The organism is Desertivirga arenae (genome assembly GCF_017355785.1).
Taxonomy (GTDB): domain Bacteria; phylum Bacteroidota; class Bacteroidia; order Sphingobacteriales; family Sphingobacteriaceae; genus Desertivirga; species Desertivirga arenae.
Map to the genome: position 1 here is coordinate 171,387 of NZ_JAFEWE010000002.1, position 26,058 is coordinate 197,444.

The 26,058-nt window shown below is 41.0% G+C and carries 22 protein-coding genes and 1 tRNA gene; 14 read left to right on the forward strand and 9 right to left on the reverse strand.

The window, feature by feature from the left end:
• The first annotated feature begins 59 nt into the window (after window positions 1-59).
• The 3 genes from J4N24_RS04640 (at window position 60) to J4N24_RS04650 (ending at window position 1,660) form a co-directional block, all read left to right on the forward strand.
• Window positions 60-779 (forward strand): sterol desaturase family protein, encoded by a 720-nt coding sequence (locus tag J4N24_RS04640; protein WP_207532484.1) that lies wholly within the window; start codon window positions 60-62, stop codon window positions 777-779.
• 127 nt (window positions 780-906) lie between these two features.
• Complete coding sequence (locus tag J4N24_RS04645; protein ID WP_207532485.1) at window positions 907-1,125, forward strand: YtxH domain-containing protein; 219 nt, start codon at window positions 907-909, stop codon at window positions 1,123-1,125.
• Between the two features lie 73 nt (window positions 1,126-1,198).
• Window positions 1,199-1,660 carry a PA2169 family four-helix-bundle protein gene (locus J4N24_RS04650; protein ID WP_207532486.1) on the forward strand — a complete coding sequence of 154 codons (462 nt, stop codon included), beginning with the start codon at window positions 1,199-1,201 and terminating at the stop codon, window positions 1,658-1,660.
• 78 nt (window positions 1,661-1,738) lie between these two features.
• Here the strand turns inward: J4N24_RS04650 and J4N24_RS04655 are convergent, their stop codons facing one another.
• From J4N24_RS04655 to J4N24_RS04665, 3 genes are all read right to left on the reverse strand, one after another.
• A complete protein-coding gene (locus J4N24_RS04655) occupies window positions 1,739-2,629 on the reverse strand; it encodes a Ppx/GppA phosphatase family protein (protein WP_207532487.1) in 891 nt (296 codons plus the stop codon).
• Window positions 2,630-2,631: 2 nt separating this feature from the next.
• Complete coding sequence (gene ppk1, locus J4N24_RS04660) at window positions 2,632-4,686, reverse strand: polyphosphate kinase 1 (protein WP_207532488.1); 2,055 nt, start codon at window positions 4,684-4,686, stop codon at window positions 2,632-2,634.
• A gap of 100 nt (window positions 4,687-4,786) precedes the next feature.
• The gene (locus J4N24_RS04665) at window positions 4,787-5,416 is read right to left on the reverse strand and encodes a hypothetical protein (protein ID WP_207532489.1); all 630 of its coding nucleotides are present in this window, start codon (window positions 5,414-5,416) and stop codon (window positions 4,787-4,789) included.
• A gap of 88 nt (window positions 5,417-5,504) precedes the next feature.
• On the opposite strand from J4N24_RS04665, the gene J4N24_RS04670 reads away from it, so the two are divergent.
• The 5 genes from J4N24_RS04670 to J4N24_RS04690 all read left to right on the forward strand — a co-directional run bounded on the left by J4N24_RS04670 (window position 5,505) and on the right by J4N24_RS04690 (window position 8,901).
• A complete protein-coding gene (locus J4N24_RS04670; protein WP_207532490.1) occupies window positions 5,505-5,996 on the forward strand; it encodes a YajQ family cyclic di-GMP-binding protein in 492 nt (163 codons plus the stop codon).
• A gap of 11 nt (window positions 5,997-6,007) precedes the next feature.
• The gene (locus J4N24_RS04675; RefSeq protein WP_207532491.1) at window positions 6,008-6,442 is read left to right on the forward strand and encodes a GNAT family N-acetyltransferase; all 435 of its coding nucleotides are present in this window, start codon (window positions 6,008-6,010) and stop codon (window positions 6,440-6,442) included.
• A 61-nt stretch (window positions 6,443-6,503) separates the two neighbouring features.
• Window positions 6,504-6,959, forward strand: a complete 456-nt coding sequence (locus tag J4N24_RS04680; protein ID WP_207532492.1) for a YbhB/YbcL family Raf kinase inhibitor-like protein — start codon at window positions 6,504-6,506, stop codon at window positions 6,957-6,959.
• Window positions 6,960-6,973: 14 nt separating this feature from the next.
• The gene (locus J4N24_RS04685; protein WP_207532493.1) at window positions 6,974-8,092 is read left to right on the forward strand and encodes a glycosyltransferase family 9 protein; all 1,119 of its coding nucleotides are present in this window, start codon (window positions 6,974-6,976) and stop codon (window positions 8,090-8,092) included.
• A 2-nt stretch (window positions 8,093-8,094) separates the two neighbouring features.
• Entirely contained in the window at window positions 8,095-8,901 is an 807-nt protein-coding gene (locus J4N24_RS04690) for a glycosyltransferase family 2 protein (RefSeq protein ID WP_207532494.1), read from the forward strand.
• 85 nt (window positions 8,902-8,986) lie between these two features.
• Here the strand turns inward: J4N24_RS04690 and J4N24_RS04695 are convergent, their stop codons facing one another.
• Complete coding sequence (locus J4N24_RS04695) at window positions 8,987-10,843, reverse strand: glycosyltransferase family 2 protein (RefSeq protein ID WP_207532495.1); 1,857 nt, start codon at window positions 10,841-10,843, stop codon at window positions 8,987-8,989.
• A gap of 102 nt (window positions 10,844-10,945) precedes the next feature.
• On the reverse strand, window positions 10,946-11,788 hold the full coding sequence (locus J4N24_RS04700; RefSeq protein ID WP_207532496.1) for a chromate resistance protein ChrB domain-containing protein: 843 nt from the start codon (window positions 11,786-11,788) through the stop codon (window positions 10,946-10,948).
• 168 nt (window positions 11,789-11,956) lie between these two features.
• Here J4N24_RS04700 and J4N24_RS04705 point away from each other — a divergent pair, with 168 nt between their 5' ends.
• The 6 genes from J4N24_RS04705 to J4N24_RS04730 all read left to right on the forward strand — a co-directional run bounded on the left by J4N24_RS04705 (window position 11,957) and on the right by J4N24_RS04730 (window position 18,844).
• Window positions 11,957-13,393, forward strand: coding sequence for a sensor histidine kinase (locus tag J4N24_RS04705; RefSeq protein ID WP_207532497.1), 1,437 nt, complete (start codon window positions 11,957-11,959; stop codon window positions 13,391-13,393).
• Window positions 13,394-13,512: 119 nt separating this feature from the next.
• Entirely contained in the window at window positions 13,513-14,493 is a 981-nt protein-coding gene (locus J4N24_RS04710) for an SDR family oxidoreductase (RefSeq protein ID WP_207532498.1), read from the forward strand.
• A 204-nt stretch (window positions 14,494-14,697) separates the two neighbouring features.
• The gene (locus J4N24_RS04715; protein WP_207532499.1) at window positions 14,698-15,999 is read left to right on the forward strand and encodes an acetylxylan esterase; all 1,302 of its coding nucleotides are present in this window, start codon (window positions 14,698-14,700) and stop codon (window positions 15,997-15,999) included.
• The gene (locus J4N24_RS04720; RefSeq protein WP_207532500.1) at window positions 15,975-16,229 is read left to right on the forward strand and encodes a hypothetical protein; all 255 of its coding nucleotides are present in this window, start codon (window positions 15,975-15,977) and stop codon (window positions 16,227-16,229) included. Before J4N24_RS04715 ends, J4N24_RS04720 begins: the two co-directional genes overlap by 25 nt.
• Before the next feature lie 283 nt (window positions 16,230-16,512).
• The gene (locus J4N24_RS04725) at window positions 16,513-18,375 is read left to right on the forward strand and encodes a hypothetical protein (RefSeq protein ID WP_207532501.1); all 1,863 of its coding nucleotides are present in this window, start codon (window positions 16,513-16,515) and stop codon (window positions 18,373-18,375) included.
• Window positions 18,365-18,844 carry a hypothetical protein gene (locus J4N24_RS04730; protein ID WP_207532502.1) on the forward strand — a complete coding sequence of 160 codons (480 nt, stop codon included), beginning with the start codon at window positions 18,365-18,367 and terminating at the stop codon, window positions 18,842-18,844. Before J4N24_RS04725 ends, J4N24_RS04730 begins: the two co-directional genes overlap by 11 nt.
• Here the strand turns inward: J4N24_RS04730 and J4N24_RS04735 are convergent.
• From J4N24_RS04735 to J4N24_RS04750, 4 genes are all read right to left on the reverse strand, one after another.
• Entirely contained in the window at window positions 18,801-19,175 is a 375-nt protein-coding gene (locus tag J4N24_RS04735; RefSeq protein WP_207532503.1) for a SpoIIAA family protein, read from the reverse strand. The genes J4N24_RS04730 and J4N24_RS04735 overlap by 44 nt on opposite strands.
• Window positions 19,176-19,340: 165 nt before the next feature.
• Window positions 19,341-19,414, reverse strand: a tRNA-Pro gene (locus J4N24_RS04740).
• Window positions 19,415-19,753: 339 nt separating this feature from the next.
• Window positions 19,754-22,819 carry a glycoside hydrolase family 2 protein gene (locus J4N24_RS04745; protein ID WP_207532504.1) on the reverse strand — a complete coding sequence of 1,022 codons (3,066 nt, stop codon included), beginning with the start codon at window positions 22,817-22,819 and terminating at the stop codon, window positions 19,754-19,756.
• Window positions 22,820-23,146: 327 nt separating this feature from the next.
• The gene (locus J4N24_RS04750; RefSeq protein ID WP_207532505.1) at window positions 23,147-26,047 is read right to left on the reverse strand and encodes an exo-beta-1,4-galactosidase; all 2,901 of its coding nucleotides are present in this window, start codon (window positions 26,045-26,047) and stop codon (window positions 23,147-23,149) included.
• Window positions 26,048-26,058: the final 11 nt, after the last annotated feature.

Here is a 26,058-nt window from a genome sequence, read left to right on the forward strand (position 1 = left end):
TAAAAGCTAATCTTTTAGGTTGCACAAATTCACTTACAAAAAGTATCTTTGCGCGATCGATGAATTACAAGCTCTTATTCTTCTACCAAGGGTCAATCAGCGAATTGTTCCTGCTTCTTTTTGCTGAGAATTTAATACTAGCTATTCTGGCTGTATTAATGGGCGCAATGCTGTTGAAAACCCTCGGTAAAAAATTTGAGATGCCTGATAAACGTGAGCAGAAATATTTTGGGTTGACGGTTATCATAAACACGTTTGTTACCTACCTTGGATTCCTGCTTTGGAATTACGGGCTCATTCATATCCATCTTACTTTAGATTTTAGCGTCCTTACCGATTTTATTTTCACAGTTCTGTTGATGGATCTGTTAGTGTGGCTATTGCATTTCATCCTTCATAAAAAGCCTTTTTTTGAGAAGATCCACTATGTTAGTCATATCAGTAAAAAAATAAATCCAGCCAGCCTCTTCGTGATCCATCCCATAGAATGTCTGATGTTGGGTTTTCTATGGCTATCTGTGCTTTTAGTATTCACATTAAATATCTTTTCGATAATTCTATTCCTTGTCTTTCATGTTATTTTAGGAATCATTGCAAATCTTGGCACCAGCATTCCTAGTTCCGGCAACCACTTTCTAAGTGTTTTTATCTCCCCTGCATTTCGTATGGAACATTGTAAAAGAGGTTCGGGAAACTTTGGTTTTTATACAAAAGTGTGGGATAACCTATTCAAAACACTTTCAGCGCGTCGCACAAACTTTGCAAAGGATACATTGTAATTAATGTAATCTGCGTTTGCAAATTTCAAGGGAAAAAATACCTTTGCGATAACTGTATTGATTTTTATTTTTTTACCGGCCTTTATTATTCACCTGAATTGATTTTAGGCTACAGACAAAACACAACATGAAGGATAATTCAAAAATATTACTGGCGTTACTGGCAGGAGCAGCAGCAGGGGCAGTTGCAGCTATCCTATTAGCTCCCGATGAAGGGAAACAATCAAGAAAAAAGATCGGGAGATGGGCTGATGATGTGTATAATAATTCTAAGGAGAAATTAAGTGATCTAAAATCCGGCAATAAAGTAAAAGATCCTTACGAAGGTGCTGATCTAGGGATATAATATTTTTTTAAAAAAAGTACTGCTTTTGGAACAGTACTTGCTTTTAATATGCCAACAAAAACAACCTACTAATATGGAAACGACTCATGATATGACCACTACGATCTTAAATGATCTTGTGGAAATTAATAATGACCGAATTGTCGGATATCAAAAAGCAATTGAAGAACTTAAAGACAGTGATTCTGATCTGAAGGTATTATTTACCGGAATGATCGCAGAAAGTCAAACTTATAAAATGGCTTTAGCAAGCGAGATTTCTGCTTTAGGAGACAAAGTAGATACAGGTACTACTAACAGCGGAAAAATATACCGTGCCTGGATGGACGTAAAAGCATTGTTTACAGGAAGAGACCGTAAAACAGTTCTTGAGAATTGTGAATTTGGCGAGGATGCAGCACAAAAAGCTTATAAAATGGCCTTGGAAAGTGAAAGCCTTCCTTCTGATATCAGAGAGATGATTTCGACTCAAAAGGCTGCTCTTAGACAATCTCATGATAAGATTAAATCATTAAGGGACATGCAGCATCATTAGTATAGCAAGTCTTTTTAAACGAAAAAGGTGCACATTAGCAATAATGAGCACCTTTTTCGTTTAATGTCTATCCTCCAATCACTTTACCTTATTCAAAAGGTTTCGTTCGATCAGCTGACTGATAATTCCATCTACCATACCTACCCTCGGAACATATATCTGCTTAACTCCTGCATACTTCATTACAGTAAGATAGATTTCACAAGCTGGAATGATCACATCCGCACGGTCCTGATTAAGGTTTAACACATTAATACGTTCTTTAAGGGAGAAGGAACAGAGGTATTCATACATACTCTTCAGTTTAGAAATACTGAGAGGCGTACCGTCCTTTTCTTCGCAAAGCCTGAAAAGTTTATTAATGTTTCCTCCGGTACCGATACCGATAAGGTTTTTATAATTCCTGGTATTTACCTTGATCCATTCTTTCATTTCTTCCCAGGTTTCCTCCTTGTCTGCATTGTCCAGAATACGCACAGTACCTAAAGGAAAGGATCTTGAAGCCTGAGCCTGTCCCTCTGCAAATACAGAAAGTTCTGTACTGCCACCGCCAACATCTATATAAAGATAGTTCTTTTGCTTATCAAGAGTTTCCTCAATATGATTAGAATAAATAATATTAGCTTCCTTTTGCCCCTCAACAATTTCGAGATCAATTTCAGCTTCCTTTTTTATCCGGTCAACCAATTCTCTGCCATTTTGAGCCTCCCGCATAGCGGAAGTGGCACAAGCCATATAATCTTCAACCTTGTAAACATCGATCAATTGTTTAAAGGCGAACATCGTTTTTACTAATTCATCAGCCTTGCGCTCTGAAATCTCTTTTTCCAGAAATGCATCGTCTCCAAGGCGGAGAGGAACACGTATTAAAGTATTCTTTTTGAAAGTTATTTCAGACTCCTTTTCAATTATATCTGCTATCAGCAAACGTACCGCGTTAGATCCAATATCAATAGCTGCGTATCTCAATGTCAGTAATTTTTATATTTCAAATAAGTGTATATATCTGTCTGCGCCCGATAGGTAACTTTCGCTTTATCCTTTACATACTGATTGTTGTTAAAGCGATTAATTACCCTTGCTTTCGTGTTATCCTTCAACTGAATATCGATGATGTCCCTGATCTCCTTTCTTATGCCCGGATCCAGAATCGGAAAACCGACTTCCACACGATGGTCGAGATTTCTTGTCATAAAATCAGCAGAAGAAAGGTATACCTTTTCCTCCCCCCCGTTAGCAAAGATCCAAACACGGGCGTGCTCCAGGTATTTATCAACTATACTCAGCACTTCGATATTTTCGCTTACGCCTTCAATTCCCGGGATCAAACAACACATACCACGTATGATAAGCTTTATTTTAACCCCTGCCGAGCTTGCTTCATACAACTTCTCGATCATTTCCTCATCCGCCAGACTGTTCATTTTCAGGATCATGTAAGCAGTCTTTCCCGCCTTGGAATTTTTAACTTCCTGATCAATCAGTCCGTAGATCTTTTCCCGGGTTTGCAAAGGAGAGACAATAAGACATTCATAGTCTTTATAAAAAACCTTCTTTTCCAGTCCCCTGAATAATTTCCTCAATTCCGAGGTGATCTCCTGATGAACAGTGAACAAACTATGATCGCAGTAAATCTCAGAAGTTTTTTCGTTAAAGTTTCCGGTTGAAAGATTTGCATAATGAACGAGGTTTCCTTTTTCCTTCCGGGTAACAAGACAGACTTTGGAATGGACCTTATAATCCAGAAGACCATAATTTACCAATACCCCACCCTCTTCGAGTCTGTTTGTCCACTTGATATTATTTTCTTCGTCGAAGCGTGCTTTCAATTCCACCAGGCAATTCACCTTTTTGCCATTTTTAGCGGCATTAATTAAGGCATTGATAATGCGGGAATTTCTTGCAAGCCTGTATAAGGCGATGTTGATTTCGGTTACCTTTGGATCTATTGCAGCTTCCCTCAGGAAGTGAATAATGTAGTCGAAAGACTGATAAGGTAAGCTGATCAGATAGTCTCTTTTTGCGATCTGGTTGAAAATACTTCTACCCGGATCAAGTCCCCTAACCGGCAGTACAGGGTCTTTGGGATACTCCAGTTCCTTTCTTCCTACATTGGGAAAACTGATAAAGTCTTTAAAATTATGATAGCGGTTACCAGGGATAAGCCCATCGGCGCTCAGGTGTAATTTCTCGACCAGATAGGTAAGCATATCAAGAGGCATGTTGTTATCATACAACAAGCGCATTGGTTTGCCTTTTTTCCGTTTCTGCAAACTTTTACTGAGCGCTTCGATAAACTTCTCACTTACGCTTTTATCAAGCTCAAGCTCCGCATCTCTGGTAACTTGTATAGAGTAGGCCTCAATAGAGGTGTACTCAAAAATGAAAAAGATCTGATCCAGGCAATACCTGATAATATCATCCAAAAGGATAATAAACTTCAGGTTATTCGTTTCGGGCAAGACTATAAAGCGTTCAAGGCTGTCGGTAGGTATTTCTATAAGACTGTATTTGACCTTCTCATTTTCCTTTGCCAGCTTAACCAGAAAGTAAATAGCCCGATCCTTCAATTCCGGAAACGGCTTATCGTCTTCGAGCATTAGAGGCACGAGTGTTGACAAAAGTTTTACCCTGAAATAGTTTCTTAAAAACTCTCCCCTGGTTACGTTAAGTTGCTTCTCGTTAATGATAAATATCTTTTCCTCCGCCAGCTCTTTGATGATCTCATCCTCAAACAAATGATTGAACCGGCGCTCTTGCCTTACAACGATCTCCTTGATCTGTTTAAGTATCTTTTTGGGATTGTATCCAAAAAGCTCCTTAGCCTTAGTATTTACATTAGCAAGCCTGTTAAGCGTGGGAACTCTGACACGGTAAAATTCGTCGAGGTTGGATGAGAAAATAGCAAGGAAACGAATGCGTTCAATTAAAGGCACACTTTTATCCGCAGCCTCTTGTAATACCCTCTCATTGAAGTACAACCAGCTAATTTCACGATTCGTAAAGAGTATCTTTTGCTTGGGCATTGAAAATTAAAACAGTCCCGCACAAAGAAGCCGGGACTGCAAATCTGTATAATTAATTGTTAAGTTAATATTAATTCACGCAAACCTATTAACAAAGCTTTTATTCCTGGTCGGTTGTATCGCTTTCTTTCGAAAGATTTTCTTCAGGTGCCGGTTCAGCTTCAGTCTTCTTTGATGCTGCAGGTTTACGTATACGTTTAACGGGAGATTTTGCGGCCTGGCCAGCAGTGGCTGAAGCCGCTTTCGGCCTTCCCTTCGCAGCAGCAGGCTTTTCCTCAGGTTTAGTTCCCGCCTGACTTACTGCTTTCGTCCTGGTTCTGACGCGCTTATTAGTTTCAGCCTGTAATTCATCAACCGGAGTAACCTCTTGTTTAGGCGCGTCTGCAGGTTTAGTCTTTCTACCCGCAACTTTAGCTACTACTTTTTCAGCTCGTATCTTTTCCTCCTCCTTCTTCGGAGATCTCTCCTCCACCTTAGCTACTACAGATTTTTTAGTTTTTTTCCTGGCAGCCTTTCGCTCTTCTTCCTTTGCTTTTTTGATCCTTTCAGATAGCTTATCAGCTACCTGCTTACTCATTTTTTTTATATCCTTAGCAATCCGTTCCGCATCGTGCCCTAAAGTATTTACAGCATCCAGAAATTTCTGAGCTAAACCACTTTCAAGCTCTTTCCTTTCTGCCTTCTTTACACTTTTTTTAGCAGACTTGCCTGATTCAGTTTTCTTCTTCATGCTTTTTATTTTCATAAATACTTTTGTTAACAAATTTGTTTTATTATTAAATCTAAGGACATATTTTTAACGCCTTAAATCATTGTATATGCCTTCATTTGATATAGTAAGTAAGATTGATGCACAGACACTGGATAACGCTATCAATAACGCTAAAAAAGAAATTTTGAACCGTTTTGATTTTAGTGATTCCAAAAGCACGGTCGAACTTGATAAAAAAACGAATCAGATAACTATCGTTACTGAAAACGACATGCGCCTGAAAGCTATTCAGGATTCCATTATTTCACGTATGGTTAAGCAAAGCCTGGATCCAAAAGCCCTTGATATGGGAAAGGAGCAGTATGCCTCAGGAAATATGCTGAGAAAGGAGATCAAGATCAAAGAAGGTATTGACAAAGACGCCGCTAAAAAAATTGTGAAAGCCATTAAGGATAGCGGACTTAAAGTACAAGCTTCTATTATGGATGATCAGGTTCGTGTACAGGCAAAGAAAATTGACGATTTGCAGGCAGTTATAGCACTATGCCGGAAAGATGATTTCGGTCAGCCATTGCAGTATATTAATATGAGGGCTTAAGGGAACTTAAAATGCCACAACTACTGATCTCTACAGATAAAACAAAACTAGACATTCCGCTGATTCACTCGTATTTGAGCAAGGAATCTTATTGGGCTAAGGATATTCCACTCGAGATTGTAGAACGAGCCATAGAAAATTCCCTGTGCTTCGGTGTTTATCTGGATGAAAAGCAGATCGGCTTTGCCAGGATAATGTCTGACTATGCTACGTTCGCATACCTTGCTGACGTCTTTGTGCTTCCTCAATACCGTAAGAAAGGTGTTTCTAAAAAGCTGATGGAGTTTATAAAAGAGCACCCTTCTTTACAAGGATTGAGAAGATGGATGCTTGCAACTGCCGATGCACACGGTCTATACAAACAGTTTGGCTTTAAAGCGTTAGAAAGCCCAGACCGGATAATGGAAATAACGAAGCCGGGTATATATTCGGCAGCCTCTTCCTAATTTAAACCGGACTAAACTTTTTATCCTCATATGTTGTTCTGAAACCACGATAAGAAAACATATGAAGATAAAAACAGTATTTGAACACAGTCAGGAAATCCCCACACCTTACACATGTATGGGTCAAAACATCAACCCTCCCATGCAGTTGGAAGATGTACCAACCGGTGCAGAAAGCTTCGTATTAATAATTGAAGATGTTGACGCTACTCCAAAGCCATGGACGCATTGGATGGTATTTAACATTCCGGCAGTCACTCAAAATGTGGAAGAAGGTAAAGTACCTGTTGGCGGAGTAGAGGGCTTATGCAACAATCATACATTTGGATATGAAGGCCCGTGCCCACGTTATTTTCAGGGAACACACCACTACTGGTTCAGAGTATATGCCTTAGATACCATGTTAGATCTTCCTGCAGCTTCTGAGCGCGAAGACGTTGAAAAAGCAATGGAGGGACATATCTTAGACAAAGCAGAATTACTGGGCCTTTGCACCCGCCCAGACAATCTCGAATAAAAGTACTACTACCTATGACAAACATTTCCAATCCTAAAAAAATAGCTGTTTTAAGAGCTAATGCTCTGGGCGACTATATATTTGTATTGCCGGCACTACAGGCTTTACGAGAAAAATTTCCGGAAGCCGAAATGGTGCTGCTGGGAAAACCCTGGCACAAAGAATATCTGGAGGGTAGGCCTGGACCAGTAAACCGGGTTATTGTAGTGCCCCCCTACCCTGGTATAAGCGAGCGTGAGGGCTTTGAGGCCGACCAAAACGAAATGAATGCCTTTTATGAGGAGATGAAAAAGGAACAGTTCGACATCGCCTTTCAGCTTCACGGTGGCGGTGGCAACTCTAACCCCTTCATACTTAAACTCGGGGCAAAACTTACTGTTGGACTAAAAACTCCGTTTGCTGCAGCATTAGATATATCAGTGCCTTATGTTTATTACTTCAGTGAAGTTTTACGATATCTTGAAGTGGTTGCAAAGGTAGGGGCTAAAACAACAGAAATAGAACCTGTAACAAGCGCGATGGAGGAAGATTTGGAGGAAGCAAGGAATGTTATTGGATTCCCCGACAAACCGATTGCAGTAATCCATCCGGGAGCTTCAGATCTTCGTCGCCGCTGGCCAGCGGAAAATTTCGCCCTGATCGCAGATGATCTTGTATCCAGAGGGTACAAGGTATATATAACGGGTGTTCCCTCTGAGCAGGAAGTTGTTGATAAAGTTATGCAACATGTAGGAGTGAAAGAGGAGGTTGTCAATCTATGTAATAAATTGAAACTGTCGGGAATGACCGGATTGCTGTCTCTGGCAGATCTACTAATTTCAAATGATACGGGACCTTTACATCTTGCACGTGCTTTACAAACTCCTACCGTCGGCATTTATTGGTTCGGTAACTTAATTACCGGCCTTCCAATGAGCACAAGTTACAACAGATCCCTTTTATCAGGAATTCTGAATTGCCCTTTATGCGGACTTGCCTCTGCCCGCTTTGGAAAAGACGATCCGGGTACCTGTAAGCACGAAGCTTCTTTTGTAGCAGAAGTGAGTGTTGATGCTGTTAAGGAAGCCATAGAGGAGTTAATTGAATTAAGAATCCCGGAGGAAAAAATAGTAACACAATCAGAAGCAGCATAATCATGAAAGTATCTGTATTAATCCCTACATACAACCGACCTAATGCCCTGGTTGCAACCTTAACGGCACTTTCGGCCCAAACGTTTAAAGATTTTGAAGTGGTGGTATCAGACCAAAGCGATGTTTTTGCCGGTGATGATCAGACTATTCAAACTATTAGCCGCTTAATTGAATTTCACGGAAATCCTATAAAGATCCTTCAAAACTTTCCCAAAAAGGGAATTGCGCATCAGAGGCAGTTCCTTCTGGAGAACTCTTCTGGAGAGTATTCTTTATTTCTGGATGATGATGTAGTATTGGAACCGGATGTTATTGCACGTATGGTCCAGGCTTTGGAAGAAGAAAAAACAGGTTTTGCTGGTATGGCTTTGATAGGCCTAAGCTATCTTGATGATGTAAGACCCCATCAACAGCTTATCGAGTTTTGGGAAGGTGAGGTACAACCTGAAGTTGTACGCCCGGGAACAGAGAAATGGCAACGTTATCCTCTTCATAATGCGGCAAACATTCACCACGTTGCGGAACGACTAAATATCAGCGCTGATGATCAGAAAAAGTATAAGGTTGCCTGGGTAGGTGGCTGTATCCTTTATGACACTGCTAAACTGAAAGAGACGGGAGGTTTTGATTTTTGGGAAGAATTACCTGAAGAACATTGTGGAGAGGATGTTCTTGCACAGGTTCGATTAATGGAAAAGTACGGTGGCTTTGGAATTATTCCGTCCGGAGCTTATCATCTGGAGTTGCCTACCACTATTGAAAACAGGGAAGTTAATGCTCCTGAATTCTTCCTAAGCAAGAGTGCCTAAGCATTTACGGTTGTAGGATAACTATGGTCTTAACGAGGTAAATCAACTACGTTAAGACCATAGTTAATATTGGGGTTACTTGCGATCAGGCACTTGCTTTACTTGTTATTTCCCTGGCCTTCCGTGCAGCGATTACTTCCCTGAAGAAAGCTATGAGGTCTGAAGTATGTTGGTCAAACGAGAAACTAAACCTTTTTTCCCAAACATTCTTTCTGATCTGGTCAAGCGTTTCTTTATCCTTGAGTTGTTCCGCCAAGTCGTTCATCGTATTAAAAAACACACCTAGTCCCTCTTGTTTAACCAGGGTCTGAGTAGCCACGATATGACCAGTATTATCCCTTTGGAGCATTGGTAAACCTGCAACAGCTAAGGTAGCCATCCGTGCAGGGTAATTAAGATCGTCCCAGTTTGCACGCATAAGCTCTCCGTTATTCTCGCTCTGGAAAAAGTGCAGCCATCCCGCATCGTACTGAGAAAACTCCTTTACCCAGTTTTCCTGGGTAACATTAGAATGAGTGTGAAGATAACCCGGTGCCATCAGATGTGTCTTCTCTATCCACTGCTTCCATTGGCCGTGAGTAAAATCTCCGTAGAAATGCAGGTGAATCTTATGTTCCGCCAATTCGGCTACGGTATGAGGATGTAACCCTATAGGTCGCCCCGGCACTACCGTATGGATCTCTCCATCGATCTCTGATAATCTTGGAGAAAGCTCTGTTTTAAACCATTCTTTTTTAGGTAGATCTCCGTCGAGTATAAAATCATTATCCGCTTCCGGCGGAAGGAACTGCGCAAACCAGTCTCTCATCTCAGGACTGGAATAGATCTGGCCATCCGACTTGGAATACAGATCTATTAGTTCATTCCAGGTGCCTTTTTCAAGACAAATAAAGGGACCCTCTTTAAAATGCCATACAAACGGAATTCCAGGATTATTTATTAAAACTTCATGTGCAACCGGTACCGCCTGCCAGTTGAGCAAGGCGTAAATAATATCTGGCTGGATCTCTTCTATTCTCTTCTGCCAATTCTCATAAGGAATATCTTCTACATGGCCGAAAGGTAAGGGGCCTACTGAATTATACCAATAAGGGTCCTTCATCCATAAGCCGTAAAGCTTATGCCCTTGTTCCTCCAAGGCTAATATCCGTTCGGAGTTATAGGCAAGTTCACCTACTATCAAAATTTTAAGACCATCTTCAGAATGTGGAGTATCTCTTCTGTTACGAAAACGTTCGAAATAAGAAACCTCATCTATAAAATTACCTACCGTTGTGTGATAGCGAAGAGGCTGTTTCACTTTATAGTGCAGCTTGTAGGGGTTTATGCCTCCGATCGGCTCCTGCAGGATCTTATGCCGCTGCTGTGGATGATCTACCCACTCGCAGCTTACTTCATTCGTTGGAACAGCAAGGCCTCGTTGCAATAAAGTATTCCAGAACATCCTGTCAAGATTATCCGTTACCAGCTCATCCCTTTCTATCCATTTGTCGGCAGTCTTACGGTGAAGGACCTGAACTAACTGAAACCAGAAGTTTTCCAGTTTCTGAGGACAAGAGCGATTATAATGATGCCTCATTCCGGAAAAAACCATAGTGGCATCCGGGTTTTCTACAAGCTTGTCATATAAAGATTGCAGGTGGTTTTTATAGTAAAGGTCGTCTGCAGGCAAATAAGCAATGAATTCTTGCCTTGCATTTTCCAATCCCTTATTTAAGCAAAAACCAAGTCCTTTGTTCACTGGATTAACAAAATAGCGGATTCTTTGATCTGCAAGATAAGGACTGATAAGATCTTCCAGATGATCAGAAGAACCATCGTTTATTAATAACAATTCCCAATTGCTGAACTCCTGACTTCTAAGGCTTTCTATTGCCCTTAAAATAAAAGAAGCCTGGTTATATACAGGCATTATTACAGATATTCCATTATTTTCCTTCATTATTTTAAAAAAATTAACTCAGAACACTAACCTTGCTATTTGCGCCAATGTTTGAGTTAACTCTTTTTTGTTCCTTTAAAAAGTATTTATACCGACAAAAAATCACTTTTTTAAATCCCTTTTGAAAGCCGTCGGAGTTTGTCCGGTATGTTTTTTAAAGATCCGGTTAAAATGGCTTTGATCTGAAAATCCTGTCAGATAGGCAATTTCGGTAAGAGCATACTCAGACTCCTTCAAATAAGCTATCGCTTTTTCTATCCTCAATTTCCTGATATAATCCCCAAAGGTGAGATTATCAAAGTGTTTACTAAATTCCCTCGAAAGATATGCCGGATGAATATTTAACTCTTTTGAAATATCTGAAAGGCTCAATGACAAATTGGTATCGATCTGATCCTGAATGGCATCCTTTATTTCCTTCACCCATTTAGGGGCTTTCCTACCCTTTCCATAGCCCTCCTCGAGCAACTTGTTGTAGACCTGTAACAACAGCTGTTCGTTCTTACCCTCGGTATGCTTAACATTCTGTAAATGCTTAGCCCAGGAATATAAGGCGTCATAAATGAGCATTCCAGCCTGGAGCAATTCCTGATCATCCTTAATATTATAAGCCATACCAGCAGAAATGGCCCAAAGCCCAGCTGCCTGAACTGCAAAATCATGCCGGTCAGTATCAGCCCCTCTAACGATAAGAGCCATGGTGTGAATTGCGGGGTCCTTTATTTCATGTTTCTTTACTAAATAGTCGAATGTACATTCATCCTGGTAATGGGTATATTCAACGTCGGGTATGTCAAAAGGGGTGGCTTCCAGCTCTGTAGCTAATCTCTTAACATCGGCAAAAGGCACATATAGGAATTCGGCTTCAGGATCAATAAAATTCCTGATCAGCCATGGACATGCAATCCTATCAATTTTAGGTCTTTCTCTGGTAATCCACTTCATCTCTTCTCTAGTATAAGCTTTTACATTTCAATTATTGCAAGGGAAGGGCAAAAATAAATCATGTTAGAACATGTTTTTCTCACCCTTACTAAATTTTTCATAATTATTACACAATCCTTAAGCTAATAAAACTTTTTAACTACCTATTTATTAATCATTTATCGCTCAATGAAAGACATAGTAGGAAGCAGGTTTAGGTATAGGTGGATCTTAGCGACAGTTATTCTACTGTCGTCTATGGCCCTTATTGCTTTCAATTACTATTCTATCAAATTACTCGCCTCGGTACGTGCCTTAAGAAATGCTCAATTTGTGTATGTAAAAGCCCAAAAGAGCGCAATCAGAGGACTAAGTGTGTTTGTGTATAACCAGAGATCCGAATATTACGAGATTTTCAAGTCAAATATTTCAATTCCTATCGCCGACAGTTTGGCGCGGACAGGATGGGAAAAGGGAAAATCTCATGACTTCGTTAAGAAAGCCTATTTAAAGGGTCAAAATTACCCTCATGATTTAGGCGATATTCTCTGGCTCTTTCAGAATTTCTCACAGTTAAACTATTTCAAAACAGGATTCCATTACTGGCGATCATCCGACTACTACGTGGGGCAACTATGGATACTGGGAGAGAAAATTCACAGGGAAAGTACTACCCATCAGTTCTCGATTCAAAAAAAAGAAATATTTACGAAAGCTATCAACCAGGTTTGCAGAAATTTAGATGGGACAGAAGAAAAGTTTAGTGAAATGCTGGTTAATATTTCCAATAGCGTTTCCCGATGGTTACTGATTCTAAATATCATTTTTATTCTACTGGTATTTCTGAATGTGGGACTGTTTTTCAACAAGCTGATGAAGCAATTGAAGGATGCTCTTCAACAGATTGAAGCGCAGAATAAGGCCAAAGAGGAGTTTTTAAGCGTAGCTTCCCATGAGCTGAAAAGCCCTATCACCTTTATGAAGGCTTCTATTCAGATTCTTGAACGATTTGCTAAAAACACTCCTGAAACAAAGAAGATACACCCCTTTATTGTAAATTCAGGAAAGCAGGTAGATCGCCTCAATAACCTGGTGAAAGAACTTCTTGATGTTACGAAGATCCAAAGTGGCAGGTTGACATTAAACAAAGAAGAATTCGATATCGATGCGCTGATCCAGGAAGCAGTTGAAGAGAAAAAACAACTGCATACCCACTTTCTGCTGATCAAAAGCCTTGCTTCGGCAAAAGTATATGCAGATCCGAATCGTATTTACCAGGTACTTGAAAATCTGCTGTCGAATGCCATGAAATACTCACAATCTGAGACCGAGATCGTGGTATGGTCAGAAATCCAGGGCGATAAAATTAAAGTGTGTATAAAAGATGAAGGCAAAGGAATACCTGAGGAAAATCAGGCCATGCTCTTCGACCGCTATTACCGGGTTGAAAGCACACAGCACACAGTCCAGGGACTCGGACTAGGTTTATACATCTGCAGCGAGATCATTAAAAGCCACGACGGAAAAATTGGAGTGGAAAGTAAGTCTGCTGAAGGAAGCACATTTTGGTTTTGCCTGCCCCTGCTAAAAGCTGAATCTAAAATAGAAATTCCAATCGGAAAATAATTCCCTTTTGACTAAAGGCACCCTCAGGATGTTCTCGAAAACATATTGAAAACATTATGCTTTGGCAGTAGTTAAAACTTAACATTTACTATTAAGTCTTGGCGACCAAAATTTAATGTATGAAAGACAATAGCAGCATTAAAGGAAAAACAATCGTAATTACAGGTGCATCCAGTGGAGCGGGTAAAGCAATTGCATTAGAGTTAGCGCAATACGGAACCAATCTTATACTTGCCTCCAGGAATGAAGAGGCTTTACAGGATGTGATCGGGGAATGTGTCGCTCTGGGTTCGGTTGCAATGGCTGTAACGGTTGATGTAACAGATCCAAAAGACTTAATAAAGCTGGCCGATCAAGCCAAACAGTTCGGGAACAAAATAGATGTTTGGATAAACAACGCTGGCGTATTAGCGGTGGGTGATTTTGGACAGACGCCTACCGAAGTTCACGAACAGGTGATTAAAATTAACCTTTTAGGTTATATGTATGGAGCTCATGCCGTACTCCCTTACTTCAAAGAGCAAGGCAAAGGCATCTTGATTAATAATATTTCGGTTGGCGGTTTCCTACCGGTTCCCTTCGGGGCTAGTTATTCAGCCAGCAAATTCGGTTTGAAAGGTTTTTCTTCTGCGCTCAAAGCAGAGTTAAGTTCTTTCGCTAATATTCATGTTTGCGATCTTTACCCGGCTTTTCTGGATACGCCAGGAATTCAGCATGCTGCGAATTATACAGGGAAAGCTTTACGTCCCGCACCTCCCGTATATGATCCTAACCGGTTGGCACTTGCTGTCGCATCTTTAATCGAACGTCCAAAACCTGAATTACATATAGGTAGTGCCAGCACGATGCTTTGGCTTGCCTGTAAACTATTCCCCTCCCTAACGAGAGGTGCTACAAAAAAATTTATAGACGTCTATCTAAAAAATGCGGAACCCACGCCCAGCACTAATGGTAATCTGTTCAATACTGTAAATTACGGCACAGCTATTCATGGAGGATGGGGGATGCCAGGTAAACCAAAAGCTCACCGCAAATTTATTGCAGCCGGTCTGCTTTTGGCAACAGCAGGAATCCTGCTGAAGTCTATTAGCAAGGGATAGACTAAAGATGCTAAAGTCTCCAGAAAAAGAACCGAAAGGCGGTTTTATATTCAGTATTTAATCTACTCTTTAAGGTTTTTCACGAAGCTCCGTTGTTTCTTTAAAAGCCATAAAGAACCGCAGGGTTGATTTATCTCTCCGTTCTTACTTTTGCTCCTGAAGGTTTTATATCTTAGCCAGACGCATAGTAATCAATTTAAAATCGTGAAAAAGGCCCTTCTAGCTCTCCTTACTATTCTTTCAAGCTTGTGTGCTGTTGCACAGAATTACCCTTATCAAAGTGATGTTTTATGGGTAACTACTCCAAACCATACAAATTGGCTCTACAAGTTGAATGAAGAAGCTAAAATCGAGGTTTCCCTATATGAATATGGTATTCTTAAGGATGGAATTGACATAACCTACAGCATAGGACCAGAGCTAATGCCTGTAGAGAAAAACGGAAAAGTGAGGCTCAAAGACGGGAAGACGCTGATCTCCTTAGGATCTCTTAGTCAACCGGGATTTAAGGATTGTCAGCTAGTAGTGAACATCAAGGGAGAGGAATACAGACATCATATAAAGGTGGGCTTCGAGCCAGAAAAGCTAAGTTCCTTCACAAAATTACCTTCTGATTTTTCGGAATTCTGGACCAACTCAAAGGAAGAGGCAGCGAAATGTCCGGTTGAAATATCCAGGAGTTTTGTTCCTCAGTATTCTACCGACAAGGTAAACTGTTACCTGGTAAAATTACAGGCTTTCAAAAAAGGGAACTATGTTTACGGTTACCTTACGATGCCGAAAAAAGAAGGCAAGTATCCTGTTGTATTTTCTCCCCCGGGTGCAGGGATCAAGCCAATGAACCCCTTGAAAGACTTTTTCTACGCCGAAAATGGCTGCATCCGCTTTGATATGGAAATACATGGGATCCGGCCCGACCTTAGTGATTCTACTTACCAGGAAATAAGCAGATCCTTTGGGAACGGAAATAACAGTTACCTGGTTAATGGAATAGCAAACAGGGATACTTACTACATGAAGAAAGTGTACCTGTCATGCCTTCGGGTAATTGATTACCTAACGTCTCTTCCTCAATGGGACGGAAAAAACGTTATTGCACAAGGTGGAAGTCAGGGAGGAGCATTGGCCATTGTTGCCACAGGCCTTGATCACAGGATCACCGCTTGTTCTGCAAATCATCCCGCACTCAGCGACATGGCCGGATACAAGGCAGGAAGAGCAGGTGGCTATCCTCACTTATTTAAAAATTTTCAAGGTACAGATACGCCGGAAGTTTTAAAGACCCTGGAATATTACGATGTAGTTAATTTTGCTAAGCAGATCAGAGTACCTACGTTTATGACCTGGGGTTATAATGATAATGTTTGTCCTCCTACTACCAGTTATATTGTCTATAATAGTTTAAACACAAAAAAAGAATCCCTGATCACTCCGGTTAATGAACATTGGATTTCAACGCACACGCGTCATCTTATTCTGGATTGGATAAAGCGGAACCTGCGTTAAAACTCCCGCCTCCACAACCCGCTGAACTACGCGGAAAATTAGCTATAAGGGACCTGAAGCTGGATGTAAACCTGAGGGCGATCCAGGCTGTGCTGAACCCTGTTTATGTAATGGCACAATGGTTCCTTCTGGCAGTTTCAGGCCTAACGCTTCCTTATTTTATGAAGGTTCCTTTCCTTTCCTTTCCTTTCCTTTCCTTTCGGACCCCGCCTGGCTTGCAATCCGCCTAGTAGTATCATTCTTGCTTAGCGGATGGGCGGAGCATTTCTGATGGCAACGAAACGCTTTGCCGAATATAGGTTTAGCGATAATCCGGAACAAGGAAGTCTTTATCCTAATTCTTCCAATTACTGTTATGGTTCTTTGCTGAACAAATAGTACTGAACATCAAACTCTGCAAAAGTTATAACCGCATCGGGTTATTTATACTTATCTCATTAAGGATTTTTACCCTATTTTAAATTAAGCTAAACCTTAAGATGATTCGCTCTTTTAGTCTTATAAATCAAGCAGATGCAAACACGTAAACAGAGGTTTAGTAAAGCAGGGTGTGTTGCAGCTTTGGTGCTCTCACTCCTTATTATATCGGTGATCTTGTACCTTACAAGGAAACCAGGAACAGAACCGTTGTCAAAGATCGGGAAGAAGGTTAGGGAGCGGGTATTACCTGATATAAAACAAGCTCTTGAAGATAAAGTTAAGGATATGATAGTAGAAGCCAGTGACAGCCTTTACCATGTCCAGTATTCTAAATTCAAAATCAGCATCGACTCCGGCTACCTACAGGTTAAAGATTTGGAAATCCTGCCAGACCAAAAGGTGCTCAACAAACTGATAGCCGAGAAGCGGGCCCCGAATAATGTCTTTAGAATTCGTGTTCCGGTTGTTTCAATGCGAGGAATTGGATTCAAGAAAACCGGATCAGGACAACGTTTCAGTGTTACCGAAATTTATGCACATAGCCCTTCCGTGTCAATTATTAACAGGCTTCGATCCTACAACAATGATCCGTCTGATCCATCAAATTTGTATAAAGCTTTCCGGGCTCTCTTTAACAGGATGTATGTAGCCAGGACCAGAATTAACAATCTCGATTTTAAATACATCAACAACAACCGGGATGTGGTGGATCATTTAAAAAATGTAGATCTCCTGATAACAGGCTTCCGAAGCAGTCCTGCTACAAACGCAAGCGGCAAGGGACGGACCAATCTGCATCTGGATTACTTTCGAATGCGTACTCCTGATAGATACTACCATATTGTGGTCAGGAACCTGGATCTAATACCAGCTAATAAATCCCTGATTATGGGCCATGCGTCTGTAATTCCTCTTTACAGCAAAGCACGCTTTCATCAGGTGGCGGGCTTTGCGAAAGATCGCTATCATTGGGAGTTTAACCAAATCGTATGGACAGGGATAGACGTAGACCAGTTCATTAAAACTCAGCAGTTGTTTGTAGGTAAACAAACTATCCGAAGCTCATGGATGGAAATCTATACCAACTATAACTACGCGCTAAAAGAAAAGCCAAGACGTAATGCTTATCCCCAGGAAAAGTTCCAGACGATCGCCTTCGACCTCACATTTAAAAGAACCAATATTTTACGCGGAAGTATTCTTTACAGGATACTTGCGAAGGAAACAGACAGTGTTTCAACGCTCGAATTAACAGAGTCAAGTACTACAATAAATAATCTCACTAATAACACTTCCATAAAAAAAAGACATCCCAATACTACTGTTCACTCCACAATGAAAGTGATGAATGCTGGAGTAATGGAATCCTGGTACACTTTCAGCTTAAAAGATAAAGCGGGTGGCTTTACTTCCTATTCAGTACTCGGACCTATGAATGCTAAGGATTTCAATATCCTTTCACGCCCTCTGGCTAAAATTGAGGTCCGCAAAGGGAGGATCAACAAGCTGGAAACCTATTTAAAAATGAATGAATACACCGGGCGAGGCTATGTGAATTTCTATTACTCGGATATGAAAGTTGCCTTTCTTGAACAAGATAAAGGTAAGGATACGCTCGACCGGAAGAGCTTTTTATCTTTTGTATCCAACTTAGTGCTACCGAATGATAATCCACGTAAAAACGGCGAGTTTAAAAAAGGACTGGTCAACGTGAAACGGGAAAACTGGCAATCATTCTTCAAAATACAGCTGGATGCCACTCTCGATGGTATGTCATCAGCTATGATGGGGGTGTATCAAAGAGAAAAAGGCGCCGATAAAAATATTATCCTGAATACCGCGAAGGCTATTGCCGGATCGAACCGGGAAGATAAAGAAACGAGAAACCAAGAACGACGTGAAGAACGTGAAAAGCGGAGAGAGGATCGGAAAAAGAAGAAAAAGAATGAGAATTAAAGAAGTTTTATTATCAAGCATAGCAGCAACGTCAATTATGACGGCTTTTAGCTATCTGGCTAGCGAAAGAAAAAAAGAGAATTATCGCGAACCTTTATTACTCGCCGGCTTAATAAACAGTCTTACAACATATCGCGGATCCCGCAAGCGACTGGAACCTTGTGGATGGCTGCTGCATTACAGTATGGGGGCAGCATGGTCACCCATTGAATATCTTTTCCTTCGACAGAAGCGGGGCAAGTCGGATGTAAAAGATTCTGCAGCATTCGGAATTTTTGGAGGTGTATGCGGACTATTGATCTGGGATCTGATGTTCAAAGTTACAAAGTACTCTCCTGACACCAACAAACGTCGTTTTTACGTTCATTTAGTGCTGGCCCATGTCATCTACGGCATTGCTTTACAACAGGTGATGAAAGCTCAAATCAGGTTTCAAGAGGACCGGAAACCCAGGTTTTTGCTTCCTTAAATCTTCCTAGCGGATATGTTTTAATAACACCAGGCACCAACAAACTGAGCGTTTCATATGCCATACGCAGCCATCGCTCGTCGCTCACAATGGCCATTCTTTTCCATTTGCTGAAATGCTGAAAACTGATTTTCACATAATTGAAGAAAGCTCCAATGCTGTAGTTATCCATATCCGTTTCAAGGCGTACAATAAAGTTAATCATCCCAAACTCCTCAGCAACCTCGTTAACCCTTTGCATTATGATTTCGGTATATTCTTCTTTACTTATAGCTCCTGATGCTTTATACGCAACTACATGTTCCGGAAAATCTTCTAATAATTCAACCATATTGGATAGCACGAAAATTCTGTGCCAGAAAGAATTAAAATGCAAAATTCTATGCCCGAAGAATTCCGATTGATCCGTTTTAGACGATATGGACTAAAATAATAACGAAAAAAGCCCTTAATCATATAATTAAGGGCTCTTTGACGAGATTTGAATCTCTTTAAGTCGGGGTGGCAGGATTCGAACCTACGACCTCCACATCCCAAATGTGGCGCGATACCGGGCTACGCTACACCCCGAAATGGTTATTTTAATTAGAATTAAAATTGGGAATCTAACTAAAAACGCTTTCAAAATGACCTTGTGAATGATTAACATTCTTTTTAGCCCTTCTGCTAAGCGTGGTGCAAATATAGGAAAAATCCTCTTCTAACAAACAACAAAGCTAAAATTCCTGAAATTTGTAGAAAGAATCGTCTAAACAACTAATAAACAGTTAATTTATTTTGCAAGTTAAGAAACCGCCGCCTTCTTTCCTCGATCTGATTCTTCCCAAAACAGGAATGAAAGGTAAGCGGCAATAAAAGAGGGCGCAACAAATTGCTGCGCCTGTACAAATGCCCTTAATTAAACCTTTACTACTGGTTGGCAAACTTGATCATATTAAGCAATAGCTGTTGTGCCACAATGTTCGCCTTGTTCTTAGACGAATTATTAAATGTTGTCATGGCGGCATTCTCGCCATCGCCCTCTGCCCTTTTGCCTACATTCACATCTTTAATGGTAGACATTATATCGAGCGATGAAAGAATTATTTTCCCTCTGCCATGTGGCAGGATGCTTAATGCGGAATATACCTCAGCCTTATGATCGGCAACACAGGCAACCACAGTCACCCCATTCTCGATCTTTAATCCTAAACGCGCTTTATTATAGGTAGCAAGACTTTGATACTCCCAATTGAACACACAATTTTGAGGCAGACCTTTAAACAGTTCATGTTCTTTAACAAAATAGTTTCCTCCGTACCAGGTACTTCTCAATTCCCTGCTTCCGCGGTAATCTACAATTTCCTTTCTGTTAAGGAAGGCAGCCCACTTCTCAATATTTGCGATTACAATCAGGGTATTCCCTTCATTCACCCACTCTAATATCTCGGTTACCAGCGGATTTCCGGTTTGCTGTGGCTCAAAAGCGCCAACTACCAAATACTTACCTGATGGTCTCCCTGATTTAAACTCTTTAAATGATCTAACGTTTACAGAATTCAGGAAACTGGCCACTACTCCGCTCGTATCAGCCACCATGCCGGTCGCAGGAATTCCTTCGCGATTAAGAGCCACGGCAAACAACTTGTCATCCCCTTCTGCCAATACCTGATCTTTATTCTTTAGCACTGCTTTTACAGTGGTGTATCCTGCACTTTGTGGGACAACCATAAATCCTGGTGACAATAGCTCTCCATAGGTAACTCCTCCGGTGATCTTTACAGGAATAGTTCTTCGGTTGAACACCTTACCATCCGGAGCAACTAAAGAAATTTCAAGATCATAATTACCACTTATACCCGCTTCATTCACTATATGAAAATCGACCACGGAAGTATCCTTAACTTCCAATACTTTTCGATTCATTTTAACGGCAACATACAAGGGCTTCATATATCTGGAGATAAGCTCCGGATCGCCTTTTGCATTCCTGTAGTTATCCACAATCCCTGAATGATTTTCCAGTTTCATACTTTCCCAACCATTTATGGCATAACCGTCCGTCTGATTTGAAATCCTTACATTCTCAATTACTCTGCCCTGGTAGTAATAAGCTACATTCCCCATGCTTCTGGTGAGTGAATCTACATTAGAAAAAGCCTTACGGAAACCCGGGTTAGTTTTCAAGAAATTGTCATATGCGTCATACCACTTTAAGTAATCGCTGGTTTCCCATCCAATCTTTGCTCCTGTCTTTAGAATTTCCTCTCTGATCAGTTGCAATCTTGGAGGAGTTCCGATAGCTCCTTCTTCTCCCCAATATTGGATCTCATCTTTATGATCAAAGTATCTCAGGAAGTCTTTAGGACCTTTATAGAGATTATCATGATAGGTTCCAGGCCCTCCTGCATGGTGCTGATCAAACCAACCATAATCTTTAAAGGTAAAGTCATAGGGCATCAAGTGCAATTTAAAACGGGGGTCAGGTCCTATCTTTATATCTCCATTAGATGAATTATAAGTAATGATCCTTGTCTCGTCCAGCTTGTGCGCTGCCAGCATCTGTAGACTATCCTGCTTCTGAGGTTGAGCCCCTCGCTCATTATGCATATTGTAAATAACCAGTGAAGGATGATTCCTATCTCTCCTGATCATGCGGAACAACTTCTCATTCCTTGCTGCAAAGTAAAAGTCTGCCTGTTTCTTCCCCAGAGGATCTTTCGCATTAAACCGGTCTGCAGGATACTGGTTCCCTCCGGGTTCTTCGAAATAAAGAAGACCCAGTTCATCTGCGTAATCCAGGACGTTCTGCTGACCTATCGTCCTGTGAAAATTCAGCATATTCAATCCAATCCTCTTCGCTGTTTCTATTTGCTTTCTTGCGAGCTCATCTGATGGTGCAATACCGTTTACCGGCCAGAATCCCCAGCTGATGGAGGTAAGCGCGAAAAAGCGCTTCCCATTGAGATAGAATTGCTTATCTCCATTAATATCCCTTACTTGGAACCACCTGAACCCAAACCGCTGTTGGTACTCGTCCTCACTTTTATCAGCACCGCTCACCTTAGCAACAATGGTATAAAGGTCAGGGTTATTTGGGCTCCACAACTTCGCATCACTAACGGTGATCGTATAGGTGTTAGAAGACCGCCCTTTGGCAAGGTTTGGGTAAGAATAAGTTTTTTCGAATACCACCTTTTGATCTCCTTTCGCCTCTTTAACCTGTATTAGAAGACTGCCGGTTTTCGCTCGCGACTGGTTAATCGTCGTTACCTGTACATCTACTTCATTAGCTTTAGGCTTGTTTTTAACAAAGATATCCTCAACATAAAACTTGTCAGTGGCCACTAACTTTACCCTTCCTGTAATCCCACCAAATCCATGAGTAGGATTTGTCCTGTAACTACCCCACATAAAGTTTTGTGAGTCCCGCCAGTCGAAATTTCCGTTTGGATCAGTTATTCTTACAGCGATCTCATTTGATTTACCCAATATTACGGCATCTGTTATGTCAACATCGAAAGGGGTTCCATTCACCAGATCATATCCCACCAGCTTTTTATTGACAAATACCTCAGCTCTGAATCTGATGCTTTCGAAATGCAGCAAAATTCGTTTATTCCTAAATGCAACAGGTACTTCTTCGGTTGTGGTAAACCATGAAACTCCAAGGTAATTTCCTGCTACACCATACGAGTTCCCGTTCTCTCCCCAGTAATATTGTTCTACGGTTGCAGGTACTTTAGTTATAACTCCTTGCTTCTTCTCCAAGGCAGACCAGCCGCCAGTAGGCAGATTTATTTTAAGGTTTTTGAGCTTTACCGGAGGAGCAAACAGCTCGTCATTTATCCAGGTAGCCTCCTTATCCAGCACCAGCTTCCAGTTGTTATTGGAAATGTCTTTAACCGTGCGACCTGGTTGAGCAAAAGATACGTGGAACAATAGCAATAAAGCAAGTTGCAAAAAGGGCCAGAGGCAATTTCTTAAAACTGACATGTAATAATTGATTAAGTAATAATTCTATTGGTTAAATCATCAGAAGCGAGAATGCCAACGTTGACATTTTATGTCAAAAAAATAAAGCTTCTAAATGATCCTGGTTATAAAAATATTTCTCCGCGTGTTAAAACGAGTACATTTTAGATCTACCCGGGCAAATATAAAAGTATGACTTACTTCCACTGTAAATTCCTCGACAAAATTCTCGTTACATATTCCAATTTCAGAAAAGATCTTTTAGGTTTTCCTTTTTATCTACCTAAGATCCTTTTAGAATTTCGGTAATTGATTACGAAAAAGGAACCACGATATGTTCGGAAGATCCTATAAGGGTTTTCCTTTAGGCTGGTTTGAATTCGGCTTCATCTCATCCGGACTATCTTTTGTATAAGTGCTGAATCTTTCTCTGGATGGATTTACAAAGACATCTTTTACCACCTCAAAGCTTACCTCATCCTTTGGAGCGAAGCTATCAGTATTCATATATTCCTGCAAACTATAGTATAATTGCTTAGCAGCGGGTTGATCTGTGTCTGCCCTTAGATCTGCACTACTAACCACTATCTTCCCTTTTCCTACTTTTGCCTCGTATACCAGTGCAAGCCGGCGGTTGATGAACCAGGTATCAATAGGTTGTACCAATGGCTTAAAACCCTGCGGAAAGTCTTCCAGGATCATCACCTGCGAACGATTAGCAATATCCCACCACTGCAGGTCACTATGAAAGCTGGTAGGAAAATTAGCGAAGGCTCCACTTCTATCTTTGATCAGCATGCCAGTAACGTGAGGGGGACGCATTTTAAACCAGGAAGTATTCCAAAAAACAGGTAAAAAGTGCATCGCTACTTCCTTACCTTTGATCACCTTTCCTGATGCATTAAGAAATACTTTTCCACCTTTTTTTAAAACAGCTTTCGCCTTATCGTCCAATTCTGTGGTGTAATATACCTCTGATTTAACAGTAGGGTTCTTTGTTGGATAAACCCAAAAGTCCCAGTCGTTTGCGAAATCTGTCCCTTCAACACGAAGCTCAAGATTTAATTTAGAGGCCTGAGATATAGTATTCAATGGAAAACTAACTTTCCCTAAAGGAATACCATTACCGTTTTCGATAGTAGTGGGAGTGAAAATGCCAGTCTTCAAAACCTTTCCACTTGCGTCTTTGATTTTCCACGTGATCACTGGTGATCGGAGAGCGTTCTCGCCTGAATGAAATATTTCCGCTGCAGCCTCAAATGTTTCATCATTAGTGAAAACGAATTTAGGGACGCGGGCAAGCGGAACAGTCTCATTACAAAAACGCGAAAACTCTTTAGAGGAAATGTATCCTTTCTCGTCCCAAAAAGCATCCAGAACTCCAACGAGGGCAGTGCCCTGACCCGGAAAGTCCTGCAGCCCGAGTAATTGAAATCCCCCATACCCAGGCGTTCTTAAAGTTTTTTCAATTTCGTTCTTATAACAAATGGCCTGCAGCTTTCCTGATGCTTTTAGAAAATCATTTGCCTGATCCTCCATTCCCCTGTCTTGCAGATCCTGCCGGAAAAGCTCAAAATTCTTTGCCCGGTAAACACCTGTGTACTTTTTAATCTCCTGAAAATTAGGATAGGCACACCACTGCCCCATCTCATGGGCAATAAAAGGTACAGCGAACTTAGCTATCCCGGCCTTAAAATCAGATTCTGATTCAGGGCGCTTATCCCAGGTTAACCCACGCACTCCCCCTCTTACCTGGTATTCAGCATTTTCGATAACAGGCCAGCTTCCGCCGACAGACATCCCCGTATATACTCGCCTTGAATCCTTTTTCTTCCAGTACTCAACAAACTCATTCAGATACTTTACCTGATTCCCGGCAGGCTCATTACCAGCAGAAAGCATCGCGAATGAAGCAAAATTCCCGTATACCTTCGCCATACGATTCGTCTCTTCATATAAGAACTGGTCTACTGGCTGCCCTAGCCCAATCTTCGGACCATGATTCGGCCAGCTTGGGCCTTCCGGCTGCAAGTAAAACCCTAACTTATCTGCAGCAGTAAAAGCAGCTTCAGGAGGGCACCAGGAATGAAAGCGCATATGGTTTAATCCGTGAGCCTTTGCTATTTTAAAGATCCGCTCCCATTCATCCACGGATGTTGGTGGATAGCCAGTGAGAGGAAACTCACAATTGTTTACCGTTCCCCGTAGAAATACCGGTCTGCCATTAATCATGAACTTATTTCCTAAGATCTTGAACTCACGCATTCCAAACTGAAGCTCTTTAGAACTTTGGTCATCTTTGGTTTTTATGGTAGCACTAAGTTTATATAAAGAAGGATGAAATTCGTCCCAGGTAAGAAGTCCCTCTCCAAAAGGTAGGTCTATCTCAAGGTTAGCAGCCCCTGAACTCGACAGGGAAAAACTTGCCCTAACCGGCCTTGTTTCATCAATTTTTGAACTATTAAAACTTCTGGCAGATAGAATGACAGATCCTGAAACCTTCGAAGATCCAATATTCCTTATAGACATTCTAACTTTGGCTTTTTTGTTGCCAAGGTCAGGGAAAACCTGTATGTCATCAAAAAAAACCTTAGAGCCTGCATAAAGAGCTAAATTACCAATAATACCATTCCAGTTCCCCTGAGTATGGTCAGTTATACTGTGTGAATCCGGTCCAACATTAATTTCTCTGATCCTGTTATCAATACGTATAGAGATCCGGTGCGTTCCGGGACTAAGACTATTACTAAGATCGTATTCATGGGCAGCTACAAGAGAGTTTTGCTGCCCCAGCTCCTGATCATCAACCCACACCCGGGTTTGAATATGGCAACGTTCAAGCTGAAGAATAATTCGCTTTCCCTTCCAGTTGGCAGGAATTTGGACATCCTTCTGATACCAGGCAGCACCAACATAGTGTTTTGCAGGAGTAAGCCAAAACGGGATATGTATATTTCCAGGTTGACGGTATTTTTCCAACCTTGGATTATAATAAAAGGAACTATCATAAATACTTCCTGTCCATTTTGTTTGTAAAGTTATATCGTCACCCTTCAGGTTCTCAGCCATGGAACCAGGCAGGCTTATAGTACCGGTTAGAGACCTTAAGAACCATTTTTCAGCAATCCCCTGATCGTTAGGGTCAGTTTGAAAATACCATTTTCCTTTTAAAGCAATCGTATCAGTATCAAAGCCCCAAAGAAGAATCACAAATGGAAGCAGTAGCAATAACAGGGATCGTAAGCGCATGATCTTAAGTT

What these genes read in the sequence shown, in the direction of transcription:
- J4N24_RS04640 (WP_207532484.1), top strand. Translation starts at nt 60, where the DNA reads ATGAATTACAAGCTCTTATTCTTCTACCAAGGGTCAATCAGCGAATTG.
- J4N24_RS04645 (WP_207532485.1), top strand. Translation starts at nt 907, where the DNA reads ATGAAGGATAATTCAAAAATATTACTGGCGTTACTGGCAGGAGCAGCA.
- J4N24_RS04650 (WP_207532486.1), top strand. Translation starts at nt 1,199, where the DNA reads ATGGAAACGACTCATGATATGACCACTACGATCTTAAATGATCTTGTG.
- ppk1 (WP_207532488.1), bottom strand. Translation starts at nt 4,686, where the DNA reads ATGCCCAAGCAAAAGATACTCTTTACGAATCGTGAAATTAGCTGGTTG.
- J4N24_RS04665 (WP_207532489.1), bottom strand. Translation starts at nt 5,416, where the DNA reads ATGAAGAAGAAAACTGAATCAGGCAAGTCTGCTAAAAAAAGTGTAAAG.
- J4N24_RS04670 (WP_207532490.1), top strand. Translation starts at nt 5,505, where the DNA reads ATGCCTTCATTTGATATAGTAAGTAAGATTGATGCACAGACACTGGAT.
- J4N24_RS04675 (WP_207532491.1), top strand. Translation starts at nt 6,008, where the DNA reads ATGCCACAACTACTGATCTCTACAGATAAAACAAAACTAGACATTCCG.
- J4N24_RS04680 (WP_207532492.1), top strand. Translation starts at nt 6,504, where the DNA reads ATGAAGATAAAAACAGTATTTGAACACAGTCAGGAAATCCCCACACCT.
- J4N24_RS04685 (WP_207532493.1), top strand. Translation starts at nt 6,974, where the DNA reads ATGACAAACATTTCCAATCCTAAAAAAATAGCTGTTTTAAGAGCTAAT.
- J4N24_RS04690 (WP_207532494.1), top strand. Translation starts at nt 8,095, where the DNA reads ATGAAAGTATCTGTATTAATCCCTACATACAACCGACCTAATGCCCTG.
- J4N24_RS04695 (WP_207532495.1), bottom strand. Translation starts at nt 10,843, where the DNA reads ATGAAGGAAAATAATGGAATATCTGTAATAATGCCTGTATATAACCAG.
- J4N24_RS04700 (WP_207532496.1), bottom strand. Translation starts at nt 11,788, where the DNA reads ATGAAGTGGATTACCAGAGAAAGACCTAAAATTGATAGGATTGCATGT.
- J4N24_RS04705 (WP_207532497.1), top strand. Translation starts at nt 11,957, where the DNA reads ATGAAAGACATAGTAGGAAGCAGGTTTAGGTATAGGTGGATCTTAGCG.
- J4N24_RS04710 (WP_207532498.1), top strand. Translation starts at nt 13,513, where the DNA reads ATGAAAGACAATAGCAGCATTAAAGGAAAAACAATCGTAATTACAGGT.
- J4N24_RS04725 (WP_207532501.1), top strand. Translation starts at nt 16,513, where the DNA reads ATGCAAACACGTAAACAGAGGTTTAGTAAAGCAGGGTGTGTTGCAGCT.
- J4N24_RS04730 (WP_207532502.1), top strand. Translation starts at nt 18,365, where the DNA reads ATGAGAATTAAAGAAGTTTTATTATCAAGCATAGCAGCAACGTCAATT.
- J4N24_RS04735 (WP_207532503.1), bottom strand. Translation starts at nt 19,175, where the DNA reads ATGGTTGAATTATTAGAAGATTTTCCGGAACATGTAGTTGCGTATAAA.
- J4N24_RS04745 (WP_207532504.1), bottom strand. Translation starts at nt 22,819, where the DNA reads ATGTCAGTTTTAAGAAATTGCCTCTGGCCCTTTTTGCAACTTGCTTTA.
- J4N24_RS04750 (WP_207532505.1), bottom strand. Translation starts at nt 26,047, where the DNA reads ATGCGCTTACGATCCCTGTTATTGCTACTGCTTCCATTTGTGATTCTT.